The organism is Clostridium sp. YIM B02569, assembly GCF_022320765.1.
In the GTDB taxonomy this organism is placed as follows: Bacteria; Bacillota; Clostridia; order Clostridiales; family Clostridiaceae; genus Clostridium; species Clostridium beijerinckii.
On record NZ_JAKJJX010000010.1, the window covers coordinates 14,404 to 35,741 of the forward strand.

General features: G+C 29.1%; 16 protein-coding genes. 4 read left to right on the top strand and 12 right to left on the bottom strand.

Annotated elements, in window-relative coordinates:
• Positions 1-212 precede the first annotated feature (212 nt).
• Both L3B96_RS10410 and L3B96_RS10415 read right to left on the bottom strand, forming a co-directional pair.
• Positions 213-1,049, bottom strand: a complete 837-nt coding sequence (locus tag L3B96_RS10410) for a PRD domain-containing protein (protein ID WP_238860738.1) — start codon at positions 1,047-1,049, stop codon at positions 213-215.
• A gap of 25 nt (positions 1,050-1,074) precedes the next feature.
• A complete protein-coding gene (locus L3B96_RS10415) occupies positions 1,075-3,213 on the bottom strand; it encodes a PTS transporter subunit IIABC (protein WP_238860740.1) in 2,139 nt (712 codons plus the stop codon).
• Positions 3,214-3,518: 305 nt separating this feature from the next.
• Here L3B96_RS10415 and L3B96_RS10420 point away from each other — a divergent pair, with 305 nt between their 5' ends.
• Positions 3,519-3,983, top strand: a complete 465-nt coding sequence (locus L3B96_RS10420; protein ID WP_077856178.1) for a GreA/GreB family elongation factor — start codon at positions 3,519-3,521, stop codon at positions 3,981-3,983.
• A 187-nt stretch (positions 3,984-4,170) separates the two neighbouring features.
• Here L3B96_RS10420 and L3B96_RS10425 read toward each other — a convergent pair whose 3' ends face one another.
• Positions 4,171-5,064 (bottom strand): MurR/RpiR family transcriptional regulator, encoded by an 894-nt coding sequence (locus L3B96_RS10425; RefSeq protein ID WP_236886722.1) that lies wholly within the window; start codon positions 5,062-5,064, stop codon positions 4,171-4,173.
• A 250-nt stretch (positions 5,065-5,314) separates the two neighbouring features.
• Between L3B96_RS10425 and deoC the strand changes: the two genes are divergently transcribed.
• Positions 5,315-6,019 (top strand): deoxyribose-phosphate aldolase, encoded by a 705-nt coding sequence (deoC, locus tag L3B96_RS10430; protein WP_011968092.1) that lies wholly within the window; start codon positions 5,315-5,317, stop codon positions 6,017-6,019.
• A gap of 247 nt (positions 6,020-6,266) precedes the next feature.
• Here the strand turns inward: deoC and L3B96_RS10435 are convergent, their stop codons facing one another.
• From L3B96_RS10435 to L3B96_RS10470, 8 genes are all read right to left on the bottom strand, one after another.
• The gene (locus L3B96_RS10435) at positions 6,267-7,961 is read right to left on the bottom strand and encodes a hypothetical protein (RefSeq protein WP_238860744.1); all 1,695 of its coding nucleotides are present in this window, start codon (positions 7,959-7,961) and stop codon (positions 6,267-6,269) included.
• Between the two features lie 113 nt (positions 7,962-8,074).
• Entirely contained in the window at positions 8,075-8,284 is a 210-nt protein-coding gene (locus L3B96_RS10440; RefSeq protein WP_026887935.1) for a hypothetical protein, read from the bottom strand.
• Positions 8,285-8,288: 4 nt separating this feature from the next.
• Positions 8,289-9,869, bottom strand: coding sequence for a glycosyltransferase family 39 protein (locus L3B96_RS10445; protein ID WP_238860746.1), 1,581 nt, complete (start codon positions 9,867-9,869; stop codon positions 8,289-8,291).
• A 414-nt stretch (positions 9,870-10,283) separates the two neighbouring features.
• Positions 10,284-12,689 carry a histidine kinase N-terminal 7TM domain-containing protein gene (locus tag L3B96_RS10450; protein ID WP_238860748.1) on the bottom strand — a complete coding sequence of 802 codons (2,406 nt, stop codon included), beginning with the start codon at positions 12,687-12,689 and terminating at the stop codon, positions 10,284-10,286.
• Between the two features lie 357 nt (positions 12,690-13,046).
• On the bottom strand, positions 13,047-14,180 hold the full coding sequence (fliB, locus tag L3B96_RS10455; RefSeq protein ID WP_238860750.1) for a flagellin lysine-N-methylase: 1,134 nt from the start codon (positions 14,178-14,180) through the stop codon (positions 13,047-13,049).
• A gap of 290 nt (positions 14,181-14,470) precedes the next feature.
• Positions 14,471-15,685 (bottom strand): hypothetical protein, encoded by a 1,215-nt coding sequence (locus L3B96_RS10460; protein ID WP_238860752.1) that lies wholly within the window; start codon positions 15,683-15,685, stop codon positions 14,471-14,473.
• Positions 15,686-16,049: 364 nt separating this feature from the next.
• The gene (locus tag L3B96_RS10465; RefSeq protein ID WP_077830184.1) at positions 16,050-16,559 is read right to left on the bottom strand and encodes a QueT transporter family protein; all 510 of its coding nucleotides are present in this window, start codon (positions 16,557-16,559) and stop codon (positions 16,050-16,052) included.
• Positions 16,560-17,070: 511 nt separating this feature from the next.
• Positions 17,071-17,649, bottom strand: a complete 579-nt coding sequence (locus L3B96_RS10470) for a TetR/AcrR family transcriptional regulator (protein WP_011968085.1) — start codon at positions 17,647-17,649, stop codon at positions 17,071-17,073.
• 387 nt (positions 17,650-18,036) lie between these two features.
• Here L3B96_RS10470 and L3B96_RS10475 point away from each other — a divergent pair, with 387 nt between their 5' ends.
• Both L3B96_RS10475 and L3B96_RS10480 read left to right on the top strand, forming a co-directional pair.
• On the top strand, positions 18,037-18,672 hold the full coding sequence (locus tag L3B96_RS10475) for a flavodoxin family protein (protein WP_171787220.1): 636 nt from the start codon (positions 18,037-18,039) through the stop codon (positions 18,670-18,672).
• A 124-nt stretch (positions 18,673-18,796) separates the two neighbouring features.
• Positions 18,797-20,014 (top strand): MFS transporter, encoded by a 1,218-nt coding sequence (locus L3B96_RS10480; protein WP_238860754.1) that lies wholly within the window; start codon positions 18,797-18,799, stop codon positions 20,012-20,014.
• Between the two features lie 238 nt (positions 20,015-20,252).
• Here L3B96_RS10480 and L3B96_RS10485 read toward each other — a convergent pair whose 3' ends face one another.
• Positions 20,253-21,287: a U32 family peptidase gene (locus tag L3B96_RS10485; protein WP_238860755.1), complete on the bottom strand. Its 1,035-nt coding sequence runs from the start codon at positions 21,285-21,287 to the stop codon at positions 20,253-20,255.
• Positions 21,288-21,338 lie beyond the last annotated feature (51 nt).

Here is a 21,338-nt window from a genome sequence, read left to right on the forward strand (position 1 = left end):
AATCTGCTTCGTAGACTATGTATTTCTAATACCTTTAAAAATTGTTCTCAGATTTCATTATAATTTTCCCCAAAATAAAAAAATCGCAGGCGCTAGAATATAAATTCCTAAAGAATAAAATAAGCCCCGCGATAAATTATCGTGGAGCTCTAGTTTCAATAAAACGCAACCTTAAATTTTTATAATTCCATTAAAATTATATTATATATATTCTAATCCTCTAACTCATCTGAGAATACTCTTTCAATGTGCATCGCAAGATATCCTATCTCAACTGCTTTTATTTCTTTCTTTAATTCCTTGCCTAGTTTCATACATATGTCTTCAGCAATTTCAAATGATTTTGGAAATCTTTCACTAATATAATCATTCATATCAAGCTTTATCGTTTCTCCTTTTAACATTCTTGCCGCCATATATTTAATGTGGTTCATAAGACGATTATAGGATAATGATTCGATATCTATTGTCTTTCCTGTACTCTCTTCAATGGATGTAATACATGATCTAACTAACATTGCTACTTGCATTGCTTGTGATACTTTTTCATTTCCTAGGCTTGAATGAATATGAAGTGCTATATAGCCAATCTCATCTTCATTTATTTCAATGCCTTCTATCTCTTTGATAATATCTTTTCCTTTACATGCAACTTCATATTCTTCTGGAAATAAAGCTTTGATGTCTTGTGTTAATGGATTACTAATTTGTTCATTATCTCTTATTCTTTTTACTGCAAATGCAATATGATCTGCAAGTGGGCATAAAATGTTCTCGTCTACTTCATGAAATTTCTTTTCTGCTTCCATAATAATATTATTCGCAATTTCTAAAATCTGAGGCTCTATATTGTTTATTATCTCCTTAGTCAATCCTCTTTCAGTTTCTTGCTGCAAGAGATATATATGTGCATTTTCTGGAGCTTCAATACGTTCATTGACCTTTTTACCAAAACCTATACCTTTTCCGAGCAAGATATACTCTTTATAGTTATCCATATTTATAGCGAGTACACCATTATGATTTAGTGCTTTTATCACTCTAAACATTTTATGCCTCCTCATCCCTTATATATTATTCAAATGCATCAACTGCAATTAAAGCTTCTCCGGCTTTTATATCTCCAGTTTTTAATAGACGCACCTTTTGATTGCTATTCAATGCAGTGCATATGCATGGTGATGCAATAGATGGTGCATTATTTTTTATAAATTCTAAGTCAAAGCTTAATATTTTATCTCCAGCTTGTACTTTATCTCCCTCTTCCACATAAGTTTCAAAGGCTTTTTTATCAAGCTTTACTGTATCTATTCCTATATGAATAAGTAATTCAAGTCCATCAGTTGTTGTTAATCCCAATGCATGTTTTGATGGGAATACAAAACTTATTACTCCATCTGCCGGAGCTATAACATTTCCATCACTTGGGACAACCACAGCTCCATCTCCCATTATCCTGCTCGCAAATACTTCATCTGGTACTTCGGATAAATCTTTTGCTTCACCTGTTAATGGACTATTTAAAATCACTGTACTTCTAACTTTTCCTTGAACCTTTTTTTCAATACCTTTTTCAGTATCTTTCTCTGATTCTTTTTTTATTATTGCATAACCAGTATCTTCTTTATCTGGTGCTGTAACTAAGTAATCTTCTAAATTTGATTTTATAACAGTTACTCTTGGCCCATACATTATTTGGACGCCTACGCCTTTGTGAAATATCCCCGATGCTCCAGTTTGTTTTAACAAACCTTCATTCACCAATTCAGAGTTATGTACAGTACAACGCAGTCTAGTTACACAGCAATCAACATCAGAAATATTGTTCTTTCCTCCGAGACCTCTGCATATCATGGCCGAAAGTTCGTCTGCGTTTTCATTTTGATCATTTTTCTTTGCTTCTAAATCACTTCTAGTATAAAGCTTAACTTCACCAGAATCTTCACGACCTGGAGTCTTTAAATCAAGCTTCTTAATTAAGAAGGTGAATAATAAATAGTATACTACAAAATATACGATTCCTACAATAACAATCAGTATCCAGCTTGTTTTAGCATTTCCTTGTAAAATACCAAATAAGAATAAATCAATAAATCCACCTGAGAAGGTCATACCTACGCCAACACCTAACATATGCATTAACATATAAGCGAGTCCAGCAAGCACACAGTGAATTCCATATAATACTGGTGCTACAAATAGAAATGTGAATTCAATTGGTTCTGTTATACCAGTGAGCATTGACGTTAATGCTGCTGATAGTAATAATCCACCTACTGCTTTTCTCTTTTCTGGCTTAGCACATTTATACATTGCTAGTGCTGCTCCTGGCAAGCCAAATATCATAAGCGGAAATTTACCCGACATAAATCTTGTTGCAGAAACACTAAAGTGTGTTATTCCTGGCGTTCCTAGTTCTGCAAAAAAAATATTTTGAGCACCTTCAATAACTTTGTCTCCTACTTGAGCTGTACCTCCAACGGCTGTTTGCCAGAATGGTAAATAAAATACGTGATGAAGCCCAAACGGTATTAGTAGCCGTTCCATCAAACCATAAACCCACGTTCCTGCATAACTTGATGCAAGCACTATATTTCCAACTTTGTAAATAGCACCTTGAACTGGAGGCCAAATATAGAACATTAAAATTCCAACTATTAAATAGACAATTGAACATATAATAGGAACAAATCTAGTTCCACCAAAAAACGATAATACTTGTGGTAATTCAATTTTATAATACCTATTATGCAATGCTGCTGTACCAAGCCCTACGATAATCCCACCGAAAACACCCATTTGTAATGAAATTATACCAAGTACTTCAGTTGATGCGCCACTTAAAAGAGCTTCTGTTCCACCATGAATTTTAATCATGGCACCAATTGATGCATGCATTATAAGAAATGCAATTCCTGCTGCTAACGCTGCAACTTCTCTTTCTTTCTTAGACATGCCTATTGCAACCCCTATTGCAAATATTAAAGGCAAATTTTCAAACACAATATTTCCTGCATCATTCATTACTGAAAGAAGTGCATTGACAAATGTGCCAGGTCCAATTAAACCTGTAAGTCCATACGTATCAAGCATTGTTTTATTAGTGAATGACTCACCTATACCTAAAAATAAACCTGCTACTGGTAAAATAGCAATTGGAAGCATAAAAGATCTTCCTACACGTTGCAAAACGCCAAAAACTTTGTCTTTCATAATTCTTCTCCTTCATAGGATTATTTTTGCACATTATTAATGCTTTATTATGCCTTTTTTGTGCAAAAAAACATTAACCAACATAAACATCTTCAATAAATATTTATGTATAGTTAATGCCTACCTACCAGTCACATACTATATCATATTTTTCACTCTAGCATATCTATAACTGCATGTCAATGTTTTCATAAAATATTATCGCGGGCATTTTAATAAAAAAATAAACGGTATTAGTGATTTAACTTTTCTTCATATATATTATATAATATTCTCATAATATATTTTAGGAGGTCTGCTTTCTTATGAATAATATTCTAACTGAAGAAAATATAAAAAAGTTAAGAGAAGAATTAGATTATAGGATGACAGTTAAAAGAGCTGAAATAGCAAAAGAAAAATTAGTAGCTGCTGCTCACGGAGATAGATCGGAAAATGCTGAATATAAAGAGGCTTGCAGAAACTATAGAGAAAATGATAATAGAATCCAGTATCTATTAACTATGATTTCAACTGCAACGGTAATAGATGATGGTAGTATAGATAAATCAATACTAGGAATTAATAGCAAAGCTAGAATTAGGTTTGTCGAAGATGATGATGAAGTTGTTGTAACACTAGTAACAACTATGGATCTGGATCCAGAAAATATGATTATAAGTATTGAATCAGACTTGGGTAAAGCATTATCTGGAAATAAAGCTGGTGACATTGTTGAAGTCAATGCTCCAGGTGAAAAATATTCAGTTGAAATACTCGAAGTACTATAATACCTATTAGATATTAGTTTTAAATCTTCATATGATGCATATTTTGAATCCCCTAGCTAAATTGGTAATTAATCAAAATCTTTGCTAAAATATAATCATATAATAGAAAATAGTGCATATAACAAAGAAGCTTTTTCTTTGTTATATGCACTATTTTTACTGATATAATTATGCAAATTTATATTTTCTATTTCTTTGTATAATTCTTTTCTTTAAGTAAAAGATTAATTTTTTCAAGGCGTTTAGTATATAAATCATAATCATCTAGCAAAATTCCCATATAAAGCATATCCACAATAGCTAACTGAGATATGCGTGAAACCATTGTCTCACTATAAAATGTAGTTTCTTCACCACCAGTAAAAAATGTTATGTCTGCATATTCAGAAATAGCTGGTGCTTTAAAATTTGTTAATGCAATAGTTCTTGCTCCAGACTCTTTTGCTATTTTTAAAGCATTTACAGTATCTATTGTGCTTCCTGAATGGGATACACCAATGGCAAGGTCATTACTTGTTAGATGACTTGCACAGATTTGCTGTATATTGCTATCAGAGTATGCTCTGCACTCTAATCCTATACGTAAAAATTTATTTCTAATATCACTAGCAACACTTCCCGAATTCCCCACACCGTAAACATCAATGATATTTGAGCTTCTAATCATTTCTATTGCCTTTTTATATTTATCAATATCAATTATTTTTAAAGTATCTTCTAAAGCCTTTATAGTAAGTCCAATCATTTTTACTGGCACATCTTCTATTTTTTCATCTCTATCAATATGAAGTTCTACTAGTAATTTGGAATCATACTGTTTATCTACAGATTCCCTTCCCCACTCTTTCATTAATGCCATCTTAAATTCACTATATCCACTACAACCTATACTTTTCACAAAACGTATAATTGTTGGCTCACTCACCCCTACTTGACGAGAAAGCTCTGCTAAAGTCATTGTAGAAACAGAATGCCCGTTTAATAATACATAATCGGCTACTTTTTTTTCAGATGATCTCAGTAAATTATACATATTTTTTATTTTATATTCGTAAGACTCAGTATGGTTCAATTCATCCACATCCTTTGTTTTGCAGTTTTCCTTAAATATATATTACACTAATGTAGTAAAACTACCAATTCAATATTTCTTTAATACTATTCTAAGATAATTCTCTTATATTGTAAATAGTTTTACTACATTATATCAATTGACATTGTAGTAAAACTACATTATAATATATTCAAAAGGAGGAATACCTAAATAATATTCAATACTGCATAATTACTACATTAGAATATTAAATACTAAATAGGTGTTATCGAAAATTATGATACCAACAAAAAAAGCTGCCGAAATGACTATAGAGGAATTAGGATCTTACATTGATCAATCAGTGCTAAAGCCAGAATTTACTTTAGATCAAATTAGAAAGTATATTCAAAAAGGTGTAGATTATAAATGCAAAACAGTTTGTGTCTATCCATCCTCAATAAATATTGCTAAAGAGTTAACAGCTGAAACTCAAACTGGGATATGTGTTGTATGTGATTTTCCTTTTGGTACATCAGCAACATCCTCAAAAATTTTACAAGCAGAAGAATGCTGCAAGCAAGGAATTGATGAGCTTGATATAGTTGCAAATTGTGGCTGGACACGAAGTAATTTGTGGCACTCAGTTGAGGCTGATATAAAAGCTGTCGTTGATGTGTGTCATGATTATGATATTCTTGTAAATGCAATTTTTGAAACTGATGCTCTAACATTAGATCAAATAAAAAAATCTACAGAAGTCGCTATTTCAGCTGGTGTTGATTTTATTAAGACATCAACTAATTTTCTAACAGGATTTGCTAGCAAAGGTGCTACCCCTGAAACCATAAAAATAATAATGGATACTGCAAAGGATCGCTGTAAAATTAAGGCCTCAGGTGCCATAAAGACAAGAGAGCACTTTCTAAAATTGATTGATATGGGAATTGATAGAATTGGGATAGGATATAAATCTACTCCTGTTGTCTTAGGTCTTTCATAATGAAAATAATAAATAGCTCGGTTATTATTGAAACTAGAGCTATAACTCATCATAGAAATATATATAAAATAGGAATGTAATGAATAATTTATATACATATTAATCCATCACATTCCTATTTTATATTTTAAAATCAAATTATCTAGATCTCTAGTTGTTATTTTAATTATAGGTATTTTTACCTTTATTTTTACCAAACCCACTCTTCTGTAATTTGAATTGATTTACTGGAATTAAAAACTCAAAATCACTTATTATCAACTTCTTTTACATATTGCCATGTTAACCCTTCATCTTTTGATTCATACAAAGCCTTGCATCCCCCATTATAATCTCCATCAGATCCTTGACCTATTAAAACATTAAGGATTCCGTCTTGCTCATAAGGCATATCTGGCAAATCAAAAGGATTATATTTTTCCCCATTATCTAGTGTTACTTTTCTCTCTGGAAAACTTACTTTTTTATAAGATACACCGCCATCCTCGGTGCGATACAATTCTCCATTACTGCCACCACTATGAGATAAACATAAAAAACCAAGTTTATCATTCAAAAAACTTATTCCAGCTGCCACTCCTGTTTTCCCTGCAAAAGGATCTTCATTTACAATTGTCCATGTATTTCCGCCATTAATTGTGCGCTTCAAAGAGTACGATCTGCTTCCAGCTGCAGCTCCAGTCACTTCTAGCCTATAACCAACTTGATCAGACATATAAAATTGATCCTGATTATTTGATTTTTGAGAAATACTTTTATCTTTGTCTTCTTTTAAAGGCGTATGCGTCTTAATGTTATTTAAATCTTCTGTTAAAATATATCTAGCTGGAGTATATATTTTTTCTTTACCAGGTACGAATACTGAAACAGCATAGCCTATTATCTCTGAAGAGACATTTGAAGCTGCTTTTGTGCTACCTTCTGGATTAATATAAGTAATTCCATCAGTATTATATCCAAAACTTCGATTACCGTAATAAATAATCCCATATTTATTTTCATTCCATTTGCTCACTGTATCCTTAAGTGGGATAGCTTTCATGGTACTTAGCAATGGCTCTAACAATTTATCTTCATTATAATCAGCATTTACATATCCATTTAAATATATTGTTATTTTATCTGATTTGTCATTATTATAACTTATTAAATAACTTTCTAACTTACCCTTATTATCTTTTCCATAAAGATATGTATCAAAAGACGTAATTGTTCCATCCGAATTAAAATTAAGATTAAAGTTACTTGAAACATACAATTTATCTGGCATATGAATTTCTTTATTAATGTCTTCGAAAATACCTTCTATTCCATTTTTATATATATTGTTATGTTCAAACTTCACTTTCTTTTTGTTTTTTAAATCACTTAAAAACCACGAAAGTTTTCCGTTATAGCTTACTGTATCATTATATATTTTTGCTCCGTAAAATAATGTTGCAGCAGCTATAACTATCATAGCTATATAGATCCATATAGTTTTATAATTTGATTTAAAAATCTTTCTCTCATTCAAGCTCTTCTTTATTATGCCTATTTCTTCATTTGTTCTATCTATCATACTTAAAATTAATATGTCTCTGTTTCTAAGTGTTATAACAGCATATTTTCTATTTATTCTAAATGACCTTATATCTTGAAAATCTATCTCTAGCCCGTCTTCTTGTAAAACCTTTATATTTCTTTCATTAAATTTATATTTTTCTATAATCTGTTGCGGCACACTTATAGGCTTTTTTATACTTTTTATTATTACATATGTAAGCCACACTAAAAGGAATATTATACATCCAAACAATATAATAATATTATTATGAAATCTTCCAAACCTAGAAAGCGTATATAACTCATAAAGCGAAATACAATATATTAATACAAATATTGGGTTAGATATCATTGATAAAAATATACTTCTTCTTATAATCTGCCTGTATTTTTTCATTTTAACCTCCTTGCTTTTTTACTAGTATATATAAATTATACAGCAGATTCCCAATTATTTATATTGTTCTGTTCTTTATATCTAATTTGCAACTGAAATATTCCATACAAAATCTAGTGATTATTTAGATTTTTATGGGCATTATCACCCATTCCCGCCTTTCCTGTTATGCTAGGACCACCATTCATTCCTTGATTTATCTTAAATCCATCTGCAGGATTAATGTTTATATTTTGAGCTGTGATTGCTTGACACGAAATCAATACTACTGACCAAATAAACAATAACATAATTATGACTATACTATATATTACTTTCTTCATATCTCTACAACCCCTTTCTAATTGATGACATATATTTAATAAAACTTCTTCTTGAAATAAATTCATACACATCTTTAAATCCCATGTATGATAAAATTATCGATATAGGGTATATTGGATAAATATATCTAGATTTTATTTCCCATAAAACATAAAATCCAACGAATCCTAAAAACACTACAACTAAGAGCACTTCGTCAAATTTCTTTTCCCTTATTACACCTATCATTCTAATGAATATAAAACAGTACATAAGAAAATTCATTACGTATAGAATCCAAAGTAATCCACTTCTATAGACAGAATCTCCTTTAAATAGTTCAGTCGCAAAAGTATTATAGCTATATACTTTTTCTTCTCTTCCAACTTTCTGAGATGAGCTGACTGCTTGATTACCAATGCCAAAGGTTTCAATTTGGTATGTTCCTTCTGTCCAAGTCCATATAATCTTGTTATAATACATTTTGGCTAAGCCAGTGAACCCCATATTTGATAATTTATTTTTAATTTCTTCTTTAAATAACTCTGTACTTTTTTCTTTATTATATCTTGCCCGTCTTTGATATATGTTGTAACTTTTCATATTATCCCAATAACCTATCGTATCTTCATTCATCCCCATATTAATCCACATATATATGGGTGCAGAATTTTTATTAACAGATTCATTCACAACATTTGTTTCCTCCAAAATCAAATTTTGACTCCAGTTTGGAATATTAAATAGCACTCCTAATATGCAGAATGATGTTATTGCCTTTTTAACTCCAATCTTCTTTACTTGCAGTAAAATATAAAAAATAGCAGCTATTAAAACAATAGTTCCTACGCTTCTAAAATAATTTCCTATTGATAAACACACTGAAGCAATTACAATATATTTAATTGATCCTTCCCTTACAAATCTTATTAAAAAATATATAGAGCTGGTAAGTAATGTTGTAGCTATAATATCGTTATATATATAATTACTCATAAATAAAGATGGTATATAGGTGGATGCAAATATTAAAACTCCATAATCATTATCTCTTGATTTGTAATTTAGCTCTTTATATATGTAATAAATGATTAGACTCGTAACTAGGGTAAATAAAATGTTGAAAATTTTAAGAACTAAATAGTTATTAGGAAATATAGTTAATAAAGTTTTCAAATACAATACAGTTGAAAAATTAAAAGGAAACATATATAAATATCCACTACTTTGAAATGACGAATAATCATTCCTATACAACATATTTAAAGCTAATGATAGTACTGTTTGAGAATCAGCTGTCGGTAATTTAGTAAATAAAAATATAATGATCATTTGAATAATAAAACTAAATCCCAAAGTTACTGGAATTACTATTTTCTTGCTATATCTGTTAAGTTTTAAGCACATTCTATATAAAGCTACACTTAATAAAACTAAAATTAATATCATGAATATAAAAATACCAAGTTTTTGATTTTGAAGAACTGGCTTATCTCCATATAAAAAAGTATTATACTTTGCCCTAACAAAAAATGATGATGCTATAAAAAGTCCTATAAAAAAAGTAAATATTAAATATATTATCTTTTTAATTAACGCTGACATATGAAAACTCCTTTATTACAAATCTATTATTTAATCATGGAAATGCAACTTGTCCATAACAATATTGATCAAATAAAAATACATTTATAAATTTTATTATAATAAAGTTTTCTGTAAGTTAGCTTAACAATTTCAAATTTTATAAAAATAATATAATTCATTCTTTATATTGAGTTATATTATAAATATCTAACTCTAAAACTAAATTTATGTGGTAACTTACCAAAATCATAAATATTTTGTTCCGAAAAGCTATGAAAATATATTTATGATTTCTAGTGAATATACGAACTTAAAATACTAGAAAACTTGCAAATATATTCATCTAATAAATATAACTGCTATTATATGATTAACATAAAAAAAATTAAAAATGACCAATGATTCATATTTAAGAATCATTGATCATTTTTATTATACACCTATTAATAATGCTCTTTTACTTTTTACTTTGCGCTTATACTCATACATACGTCTATCAGCTCTCTTTATTAATTCATCAAATTCAATTCCTTCTCTTGGGAAGTTAGCAATACCATAGCTATAACTACAAACAATTTTGTTTCCTTCAAATACTAGTGGACAGTCTTTAAACTTTCTAATCAGTTCTTCAAGCTTATTAGTTAAACTTACTAAATCTGAATTCAAAAAGATTCCTACAAATTCATCTCCACCAAATCTTCCTATAATATCGCCCTCTCCAGCCAAAGCATTTAAGCCTTTTGAAAATTCCTTAATTAATTCGTCCCCAGCCAAGTGGCCATAGTTATCATTAACAAGTTTTAAATCATTTAAGTCAAAAACTACAAGGAAAAATTCTTCTATATTCTTATCTTCATTATAAATTTCACTGTGAATTAATTGTTCAAACCACGTTCTGTTACATACATTAGTTAATTTATCATATCTAGATAAATATAAAGTTCTCTCATGAAGTTTATGATTAGTAATTGCAACCGAAACTTGATTTCTCATGTATTCCATTAATTCCAAATCACCTTCATTAAAACAATTATTGTAGATACTATCAATATTCAAAAATCCATATAATTCACTATCTATAATAATAGGTGAACTAATAATAGACTTTATTTTCATTCCCTCTGCCGTATCTAGCATTTTTATATTTTCTATTTTATGAATATCATTGAAAATAGTTGTTGTATCTACATTATTTCTCTGATTAGCCCATGCAAAGTGCTCTTCGTACTTTAATTCAAATGTTTTAATATCCTCTAAGTTATAGCCTTTAGCCACAGCTATTTTTAAACTTTTGTCTTTATCTAAAAGCAGCACCGATCCACAACTTCTGCTATCTATACAATTAATGACTTCGTCCAATATTAATTGCAGTAAATTATTAATATTAGATATCTCGTTAATCGAGTACCCTATTTTTAGCATTGATTCTTTTAATTTTAATAATTTACTTATCTTTTCTTTGCTCTTTTTTTGTTCAGTAGTGTCTATTATAACGCCAACTAATCCTTTAACATTATCATCTTCATTTACAACAACTGATTTATTAAAGATTACATCATGATATGTGCCATCTTTATGTGTAAGCCTTTCTTCATAGGCTTGGGATTGCTTTTGACTCATTATATTCTTATCTGAATTACTATAAACTTCAGCTAGTTCCTTTTCGAAAATATTATAAACGGTACTTCCCAAAAATTCTTCTTTACTCATTCCTAAAAATTCTGTAAATGCTGCATTGCAATGATTATATACTCCAAATTCATCCTTAGAATATATAGGATTAGGAATAGCATCAATAAGTGTTTGAAGAAATTTCGCATTATCATATACTCTTTTTCTTTGCACTTCAATCTCAGTAATATCTGTTAAAATTAGTATTTTACCAACTATCTTACCATTATTCTCAGATATATTATTAATATTTATCTTATAATATTTTAGCTTTTCTTCATAACTTATACTCATCAAGCTTTCATTGCTGGAACCATTCTTTATAACATTTAATAATGTTTTATATTTCCTACATACTTCATCAATCTTATGCTCTCCTTTACCTATGTCTCTTAACTCTAAAATAATATTTTTTGCTGAATCATTAAAATTTACTATATTATTTTCGGAATCCAATATTATAACACCTTCTAGCATACTGGAAAATACCTTGTTTAACGCTATTGGGGTAAGCTCCAAAAATTTGAATTTTAATATAGCAAAACTATAAATTATTCCCGAAAAAGAAAGCGTAAATGGAGATAAATCAAGAGTAAATGGTAACAGCTTCAATATATAAATTATATTCGCCCCCCATGGAATTACCCATGCAACTATTATAAGTAAAATTTGTTTTCTAATAATTGCAGCTGATTTTAAATATGCCGCTACAAAAAATACTAACCCTGCAATCATTAGAATGTATGTATAAGCAATATGTATCCAATACCAAGGCCCTTCTATTATCTTTGCTATTGGAAAAACTCCAGTATCATTCATATATAGTTCTTTATAGAATAGATGATGAAAATCATTCGTACAATTCAGAATAAATGTAATTGAAGGTATTATATATAGTAATGCTAAAGTATTCTTTTTAAATTTATCTTTATATCCTGTAAAGTTAAGTGCAAGCATTAACCAAAACACAGCTATAAATGGAATACCTAAGTATTCTATTTTTATCCAGAATTCTACTCCTTCGATGCTTGTACATAATATTTCAAATCCATATCCTAATGCATAAATTGATACAGGAATCAAAGACATTGAAACATATGATTTATCTCTTTTCCATGAAGAATATCCTATATAAATTAATGTTAGCGCAGATAATAATAGTATCAAGCAAAAAAAAATGTTTAGCTTCAAAAACATCACCTCATACACTCCATTATACTAAATATATCTTGTAATATTCTACAATTTTATATTTAAAATAAAACATAATGCCATATAATTCTAAAATTATGGCATATATGTCATTATAAACGTGTTACTAAATTGACACTGGATTATTATGTCTCCTAAAATAATCCAGTCTCAGAATTTCATAAATTCAGTAACGACTTTGAATCTTATACTAATTAAGACTTTTGTGATTATAAGTTTAATTATAAAACACATTAAATATAAATCTAATGTGATATATATTTAAGAATGGTATCAGTATAAAAAATACTTATTTTTATATTTCTTGTAATATTAAACTAAAGTTATAAAACACAAATATCCAATCTCTAAAATATCATCTCCAAAACCATCCCTAATGAATTCTATCATAGCATCAGTATTATTACCTATTATTCTTGAAAAAGCTACAGTGTAATTCTTTATGTCTTCCTCATCTATTTTATTTTCCATGCAATATTTTAAGAATAAGGAATACCTTAACAATAAATACTCTAATATAATCATTTGGAATGAAATAATCATCTCTTCTATATCATCACTGATACAATTGCTAAAAATTTTAGATATAATGCAATTTTCAACAAAGTCGCTATATTGCTCGAACAAACTTTTATAATCATTCCATTTAGATGAAAGTTTTTTAATTTTAGCATTTTCCGCGAAATTAGCAATATCTTTTAAAAGAATATTAAAAATAGAAACTTCCTTATAATTCTCTATGATATCTAAAAATAGATTATTGACTTCCTCAACTGAGTCATTTGTGTTTATCTTTATTCCCTTATACATGTCAATAAGCTCTTTTACATAATTACTATTCTCATACTTTTCTAATTCTTTTAATAAGGCATGTTCTCCAAGATTCTCTTTTTCTAAAATAGTAGATAGCATTTGAAAGCTAATAATAAGCTTATTTTCTAGCAAGAAATTTTCTTGCTGCATTATGTTTATGATGGTTTCTCTAACTTTAATTTCTAACGCATTACTTTCTAAATTATTATGACTTTCTGAAGTCATATTTATTTTGCCAGTCTCACTACCTATAAGCTCTAATACTTCTGGACAGGAACATGATAATGAAAGCTCTCTCCTATCCTCAAAAATATTCTCTATTCTAGGAAACATTTGGCATGTTAAAGATAAATAATTTTCCCCATGATCTTTTACTATATTGCATAATCCATGGCTGTCTAAAAGCGGACATGCTTCATTTGTTTTCTTATTTATAAAATGCTCATCTTTACCTTCATATCTTTTTATTTTTATATTATTTAGGATATTATTAGATTTGTCATTTTTCCAATTATCATATGTATTGTCATCTACACTAATATCCCATCCTTCACAACATGTGAATTTACACTTATCAGCTGTGCACTTAAACTTATCATAGTTTGAAATTTTTAAGGTATCTATTTTATTCATATATATCTCCAGTTTTTTATAATATTAACTTAACATTAACCATTATAGTTTAATTCCTTATCCTTAGTATACTGTTTATATAAAATATTAATATTTATTTCTCACTTTAAACTATTTCCCTTAAATATAACGCTTTTATAAATACGATGATCTTACTTTACCCTGAAATAAAACTCTAAAAATATAATATAAAAAATCCCCTTCACTATTATATCCTCATGTATAATAGTGAAGAGGTTAATTTTTTAATAATTATTGTTCCATTAACTACTGACAAAGTACATTTCATACTAATTTCCTGAATTTGCAGTTGCTCCACCTGGAGATGGCTTTGTATCTACATTTTTAGTAGTTCCATCTGTAGAAGTTTTCTGATCTGTATTCCCATTTGTTCCACTTGTTGATGCCTTTGCATCCGTATTTTCACTTGATGTTCCTGATGGCGACTTTAAGTTTGTGCTTCCATTTGTTCCACCACTTGTTGATGCTTTTGTATCTATATTATTTGGGCTATTTGCATCTGTTGATGTTTTTATATCTGAATTTCCCGATGCTCCACCTGCTTGTGTCTTTGCATCTGGTGTTCCAGTATCTCCATTTTGTGATGTTTTTGCGCCTGAATCTTTATTTGCTTCATTACCTGAAACTTTTACTGGAGAATTTTTACTTTTTCCATTTGTCGGCGTTTTTTCATTTGCATTTTTAGTCTGTTCGCCTTCTGACTGCGATTCACTCGTTGATTGCTTCTGAACTTCAGTTTTTTCATCTGAAGTTTTTGCATTAGTGGACATCTCCTGAAAATATAATGCGCCTAATCCTCCAATGCTTATAATCAAAATGAGCGATATAATTGCTATTAGCGCCTTTCTATTGTTATATGAGTTTTTATCTCTACCAAATCTCGTACTATTTTCTTTACCACCTATTTTCTTAGCAGTTTGTCCTTTATTTACTGTAGATCTGCGCCCTCTATTAGAAGTTGAAGCTTTATCATCCTTCGTTATATTACAAAGTAAATTCTTTATATTTTTAGGCATGTTAAGTAATGAGGATATTATTCCTCCTTGCTCAATTGATTGTATCTCTTTAAAATTTTCAGGTGATCTAATTGTTACAACAGGCTTTTTATATTCTCCATACTTACTTTCCACATACAATGTAGCTGAAAATTCATCATCTTTACTTAAGAAAGGTATATATACATCTAAAATGTTATCTTCTATTGAAGAATCAAATTTCAAACCTTTCGTTATTTGAGCATCTCCAATTTTCAAATCATTTTGTAACCCTTGTATATTTAAGGTTAACTTATGAATTGTTTTATTTGATATGTTTCTTACCGTAAGAACATATGCACATATTTTTTTGTTGTTTAATTCTAGTGGTACACCTTCTCCTATATTGCATAATATTTTAGGAGCCAGATTTTTATAATACTCTAACAGTAATCCAGATATAAATGATATTATTATAGTTATAATTGCAGTTTCGATAACACTTATCATAGTAATTTTCGCTTCCTTGTTTTTAAAAATTGTGTAACTAAATTATAGAGTAGAGGGATATTCATGTCAAACTTGAAAATTAATTATAATTTCTCCAATAATTCATATATAGCAGTACAGATTAATCTATAAATCCATTTAAATTACTATTCATAAATATTCTACATATGCTATATTTATGTTTATTATTGACTTTTTGTTATTATTAATAAAGTGCTTTTACTTTTATTTATCTTCTCTAATATCTATGCTATTTGTTTTAGTAGTTCGTTTTCAAAATTACTGTTTGTAAAAAAAGATATTGCAATAAAAACTCTACTGCAATATCTTTTGATATATACTATTTTGCAAAAAGTATTAATTCTTAATTCTTACAAAATAAAGGAAAACTGCTATATTTATTTTGTAAAAGCCTAACAATTGGTACACCAACTATTGTAACAACAACAAACTCGCCAATTGCAACTTCCCCAATTGATAGTACAAGTGGAAATTGATAAATATAGTTAAGCATCCATCCAATTATTACTCCATTAAAAATAGTAGGCCAAAGCGATGCTATTATTAATGATGTTTTCTTATTCTTTACAAACTTTTTCGTAATTGAGACAGCATAAACACTAATAAATGTTGCTACAGTACCAAATATTATATCTGCTAAACCATTAGGTCCAAGAATATTTGCAATAAAACATCCAAGAGTAAGACCTACAATATAAAACGGATCAAAAAATGCTAATAGTACCATTATCTCTGAGACTCTAAATTGTATAGGACCATAGCTTATTGGTGCCAGAACAAGTGTTATAACTGCGTAAAGTGCGGCTATGATAGCTGTTTTAACTAGCCTTTTCACTGTATTATTATTATTCATATAAACTCCTCCATTTTACTAATGATATTTTTAAAGGTAACCTGCTTAATCAACCTTCCCCATAATTTCCGTACTCTCAAAGAACAAAATCTCCACAAATTTTGCTTCAATATAGATTCCTAGAAAATAAAAAAATCGCAGGAAAAATCCTACGATAAATATACTCAACAAAAATAAAAGATTCCATTAACACAAATTAATTTAATCTTTATTATTATCAATTATTTAACCGTAGTTTTATTTTAAGTCAGGAGGCTTTCGAACTGACTATATGTTATTTTTTACTCTTATGATTATATCAAATAGATGAACTCACCACAAGCTATGCATTAGCTTTCCACTATATATTCTATATTAATTTATTAGATTTATTCTAAGTAAATTAATATGAACTTTCAACAAAATCTATATTTTATATTTCTATGATTTTAATAAGAAACATAATATGTCCGACTAAAGTATCAATAATTTCTTCATCATTAGAATTTTCTTAATTAAATTAACGTCAATATTAACTTTTAGTTATGCCATTAAAAGCGCAAGTGACCATATTCCTTATAAAATTCTCATCTACTATATCACCTGTTATTAATAATCTATAAAATAATGGACCAAAAACTAAATCCATAACTAATTCTATATCTAAATCCTCTTTTAGTTCTCCCCTCGAAATACCACGTTCTAGAATATATCTTGAATCAAGTCTACGAGGCTTAAAATATACTGTTCGGTATGTTTCAGCTAATTTTTGATCAGATTGTCCTTCTGCTATTATCTCATTAATTACCTTCCCCTCGCGACTAGTTAGAAAATTTGCTAAGTTATTTACTTGAATTATTATATCATCCATAGTTGATCCTGTATCCGGAACTGGGAGTCTCACAACAGCTGCGTCAAAAAAAGCATCCATAACAACAGCTGCCTTATTGGACCACCATTTATAAATAGTAGCTTTACTAACTCCAGCTTTCTCAGCAATCTTTTCAATTGTAACAGATCCAAAACCACTTTCAAGCAATAAATCATAGGCAGCGGAAAGAATTGCATTTTTAGTTTTCTCGCTACGAGGGCGTCCTAACTTTTTCTCCATGTGTAGTTACCTCCATTGTAATTAACTTATAGCCTATACTTAGTAAACTATACGTCTATTATACTATATATATTATACTTATCAATTCTAATTTATCTCTTTTAAACATTTGACTTAATTGTTAGTGATATTATACCTCTTATGCCTTTTTAATAGACTTAAAAATATTTTTTTTATTTCTTCAAAAAACTATTTACAATACTGAACGTTTAGTATAATATATATTTATAAACTAAACGTTCAGTTTTATCAAATACCTTATTATTTTATTAAGAATTTTTAAGATATATGGCGGGAATAATATTTATTAATATTCAATTAAAAACAAATAAGTAATAGATCTTATAAATTTCATCAAATTATATGTATTATGAGGAGGAAAAATAAATGAAAGTTATAGCATTTAACGGAAGTCCAAATAAAGAAGGTAATACTTATCATGGAATAAAATTAGTTACTGATGAACTAGAAAAGGAAGGAATAGAAACAGAAATAATTCATGTGGGGAACAAGTCTATAAGAGGTTGCATTGCTTGCGGATATTGCACAAAAAATAAAAATGGTAAATGTGCCATTGCTACCGATCCAGTTAACGAGTGGATTGAAAAAATGAAAGATGCTGATGGCATAATCTTAGGGTCACCAGTACACTATTCAGCAATTGCCGGAACAATGAAATCATTTTTAGATAGGGCTTTTCGTGTAGCCGAAGCTACTGATAGTATGTTAAGACTTAAAGTAGGCATTGCAGTAGTCGCAGTAAGACGTGCAGGTGGAATTCCAACCTTCGATCAATTGAACAATTATATTAATCATTCTGAAATGATTATTCCTACTTCAAACTATTGGAATGTAATTAACGGAAGAGCCCCAGGTGAAGTAATGCAAGATGAAGAAGGACAACAAATTATGAGAATCCTAGGCAAGAACATGGCCTGGCTTATGAAGCTTATCGAAAATGGTCAAGGAGTTATAAAAACTCCTGAAAGAGAAGAAAAGATTTTTACTAATTTTATTCGATAAACTTTTATCGAATCTAATCCTCATATAATTGTAGCATTGATATTTATAAGAAATTTTTATTACTTGTAAATTAGACCTTTGCTCAATTATATGTATTATATAATTTTAAGGAAGTGATTTATAAATGTATCAATCAACTAATGCTGTATTAAAAACAAATTCATCAATAGATAATACCAATACTAGACCTATATTAACTAAATTACTAATCTTAGTTATGTCAATAGCTTGTGGACTTACAGTAGCAAATCTATATTACATTCAACCGCTTTTAGGAGACATAGCAAAAACTTTTCATGTTGACCAATTAAGTATAGGTTTTGCAGCTATGCTCACACAAATAGGTTATGCAATCGGAATGATATTTATATTGCCTTTAGGAGATATAAAAGAAAAGAGAAACTTAATAGTAATAATGCTTTTATTCTCAGTAATTTCACTTATGATTATGTTTTTCTCTTCAAATATATATATTCTTACGATCTCTTCTTTTGCCGTTGGGTTTACTTCTATAATCCCTCAACTTATTATTCCTTTGGCAGCACAGCTCTCAAATCCGCAACAAAGAGGACAAACTATTGGCACAATAATGAGCGGTTTATTAATTGGAATATTACTTTCTCGTACAGTTAGTGGCATATTAGGAAGCTACCTTGGCTGGAGAATAGTTTATCTTATTGCAGCAATTATGATGTTTGCTCTCATGCTTATTCTTAGAAAATTAATACCATTATGCAACCCCATTTCCGACATTAAATATTCTGAGTTATTAAAATCGATGATACACTTAATAAAAACAGAACCGATCTTAAGAGAATCCTCTCTTAATGGTGCATTAATGTTTTCAGCTTTCAGCGCCTTTTGGACATCCCTTATATTTTTACTTGAAAGTTCTCATTACAATATGGGAGCTGAAGCAGCTGGTTTACTTGGGTTAGTAGGTGTTAGCGGTGCTCTTGCTGCTCCACTGGTTGGAAAAGTAGCTGATAAAAGAGGTTCAAGATTTGCTATAGGCATATGTATAGTCGTGGTTATAGTTTCCTATTTATTATTTTTCCTATTCGGATTCAAAATTTGGGGATTAGTTTTAGGAGTAATCCTTCTAGATTTAGGAGTACAATCTTGTAATGTATCTAATCAGGCAAGAGTACATTCTTTAAATGAAGAAACACGTAATAGACTTAATACTATTTATATGGTTAGCTTTTTTCTTGGTGGGGCGTTTGGATCGTTTTTAGGTTCCTATAGCTATTCTCACTTTGGATGGTATGGGGTATGTACTTTTGGTATAATAACTCAAATCCTTGCGCTTATTATACACAATATTAGCAAAAAAGCATAAAGTTCTATTTTGCATATTTAAATTTTATTGATTAGAATTTTCCTTTTATTCACCTGAGAAATAATCCTGCATTAATATATATGTTGCAGTTCACAATGCATATTTATCAATTCACAAATTACAGATAAAATTCTTGCAATACTTTTAGAATTATGATGAAGAATTATTTATCGAATATATATTGATATTATGTGATAACTTATAAAAGGACTTACCTTTATATGGTGAGTCCTACTTTTTAATAATAACATTGTCTGCTGCATTTGCCATCAAGTAACTTATTTTTTATATATTCTTCATAAGTTTCACTTGCTTCAGTATTATCCAATATATCTATGGCCTTTTTTAAGCTTTTTATATCTTTTTCCATATTCTCAATAGAATTTCCTCTTCCGACTACCTTTAAATGAGTAATGCCAGCTTTCTTTAACTTTTTTAACGAACATAATCCACATCCAGTTTCTCCAATGAAATATGAAACTTCCATTCCGTCTTCGCTTTCACTTCCATAGTCATTTTCTGGGTCAAATTGATTTTCTATACAGAGTTCTTCCTTATCCTTGTCATCTATGTCTTTGTAATAAGACTCAATTCTCTTATCAACTTCGCAGAAACTACTCTCATTTTTATCTATTCTTAATAGTTCATATGGAACTTTACACAAATGTATCATTTCATCACAATGCAGGGAGCTGCAAAAAGCACCAGTATAATGGCATCTTTCATTTAAAATAAATGCTTCATATTCAAGATTTTTTACTTCGTTGCTTCTTATACATGATTTCATATCTTCAATTGTATTTTTCCTATGAAATATGTATCGTGATATATTTAGTTTATTGAAAAATTCGATAGAAAGCCGGTTTAGCTCAGCGCATTCTCCACTTAAATGTATTGAGCACTTTATATTCCTTTCCTTTAAATATAATATAAGCGCAATATCTGCTACAATAAAATCATTAAAGCCAATATTTATCAAATCTTTTATTATGTTAGCTATCATTTCATATTGTTCTTCAAGGTAGTATAAATAATTGAAAGTTATATTTACTGGTACTTTATATAAATCAACCATTTTCTTTAGTATTTTCATGTCCTCAAGTGAACTTATTTGAATGTTATAATAAAGTACTTCTCTCCTATTTAAAGGAAATAAACTACCATATTTTTTATTCCATTCATAAGGAACATATCCACAAAACACTTCATCTGCTCCAGCCTTTACTAATTTTATATAATCATCAATACATCCCATTCCTGCTACTATCTTCATTGTATTCTCCTCCTTGCGTAGATAGACCTATATGTGCGTATGTGAAATAGC

Excerpts from the sequence above, each read along its gene's own strand:
- L3B96_RS10410 (WP_238860738.1), bottom strand. The coding sequence starts at position 1,049 with ATGTTTAGAGTGATAAAAGCACTAAATCATAATGGTGTACTCGCTATA.
- L3B96_RS10415 (WP_238860740.1), bottom strand. The coding sequence starts at position 3,213 with ATGAAAGACAAAGTTTTTGGCGTTTTGCAACGTGTAGGAAGATCTTTT.
- L3B96_RS10420 (WP_077856178.1), top strand. The coding sequence starts at position 3,519 with ATGAATAATATTCTAACTGAAGAAAATATAAAAAAGTTAAGAGAAGAA.
- deoC (WP_011968092.1), top strand. The coding sequence starts at position 5,315 with ATGATACCAACAAAAAAAGCTGCCGAAATGACTATAGAGGAATTAGGA.
- L3B96_RS10435 (WP_238860744.1), bottom strand. The coding sequence starts at position 7,961 with ATGAAAAAATACAGGCAGATTATAAGAAGAAGTATATTTTTATCAATG.
- L3B96_RS10440 (WP_026887935.1), bottom strand. The coding sequence starts at position 8,284 with ATGAAGAAAGTAATATATAGTATAGTCATAATTATGTTATTGTTTATT.
- L3B96_RS10445 (WP_238860746.1), bottom strand. The coding sequence starts at position 9,869 with ATGTCAGCGTTAATTAAAAAGATAATATATTTAATATTTACTTTTTTT.
- fliB (WP_238860750.1), bottom strand. The coding sequence starts at position 14,180 with ATGAATAAAATAGATACCTTAAAAATTTCAAACTATGATAAGTTTAAG.
- L3B96_RS10460 (WP_238860752.1), bottom strand. The coding sequence starts at position 15,685 with ATGATAAGTGTTATCGAAACTGCAATTATAACTATAATAATATCATTT.
- L3B96_RS10465 (WP_077830184.1), bottom strand. The coding sequence starts at position 16,559 with ATGAATAATAATAATACAGTGAAAAGGCTAGTTAAAACAGCTATCATA.
- L3B96_RS10470 (WP_011968085.1), bottom strand. The coding sequence starts at position 17,649 with ATGGAGAAAAAGTTAGGACGCCCTCGTAGCGAGAAAACTAAAAATGCA.
- L3B96_RS10475 (WP_171787220.1), top strand. The coding sequence starts at position 18,037 with ATGAAAGTTATAGCATTTAACGGAAGTCCAAATAAAGAAGGTAATACT.
- L3B96_RS10480 (WP_238860754.1), top strand. The coding sequence starts at position 18,797 with ATGTATCAATCAACTAATGCTGTATTAAAAACAAATTCATCAATAGAT.
- L3B96_RS10485 (WP_238860755.1), bottom strand. The coding sequence starts at position 21,287 with ATGAAGATAGTAGCAGGAATGGGATGTATTGATGATTATATAAAATTA.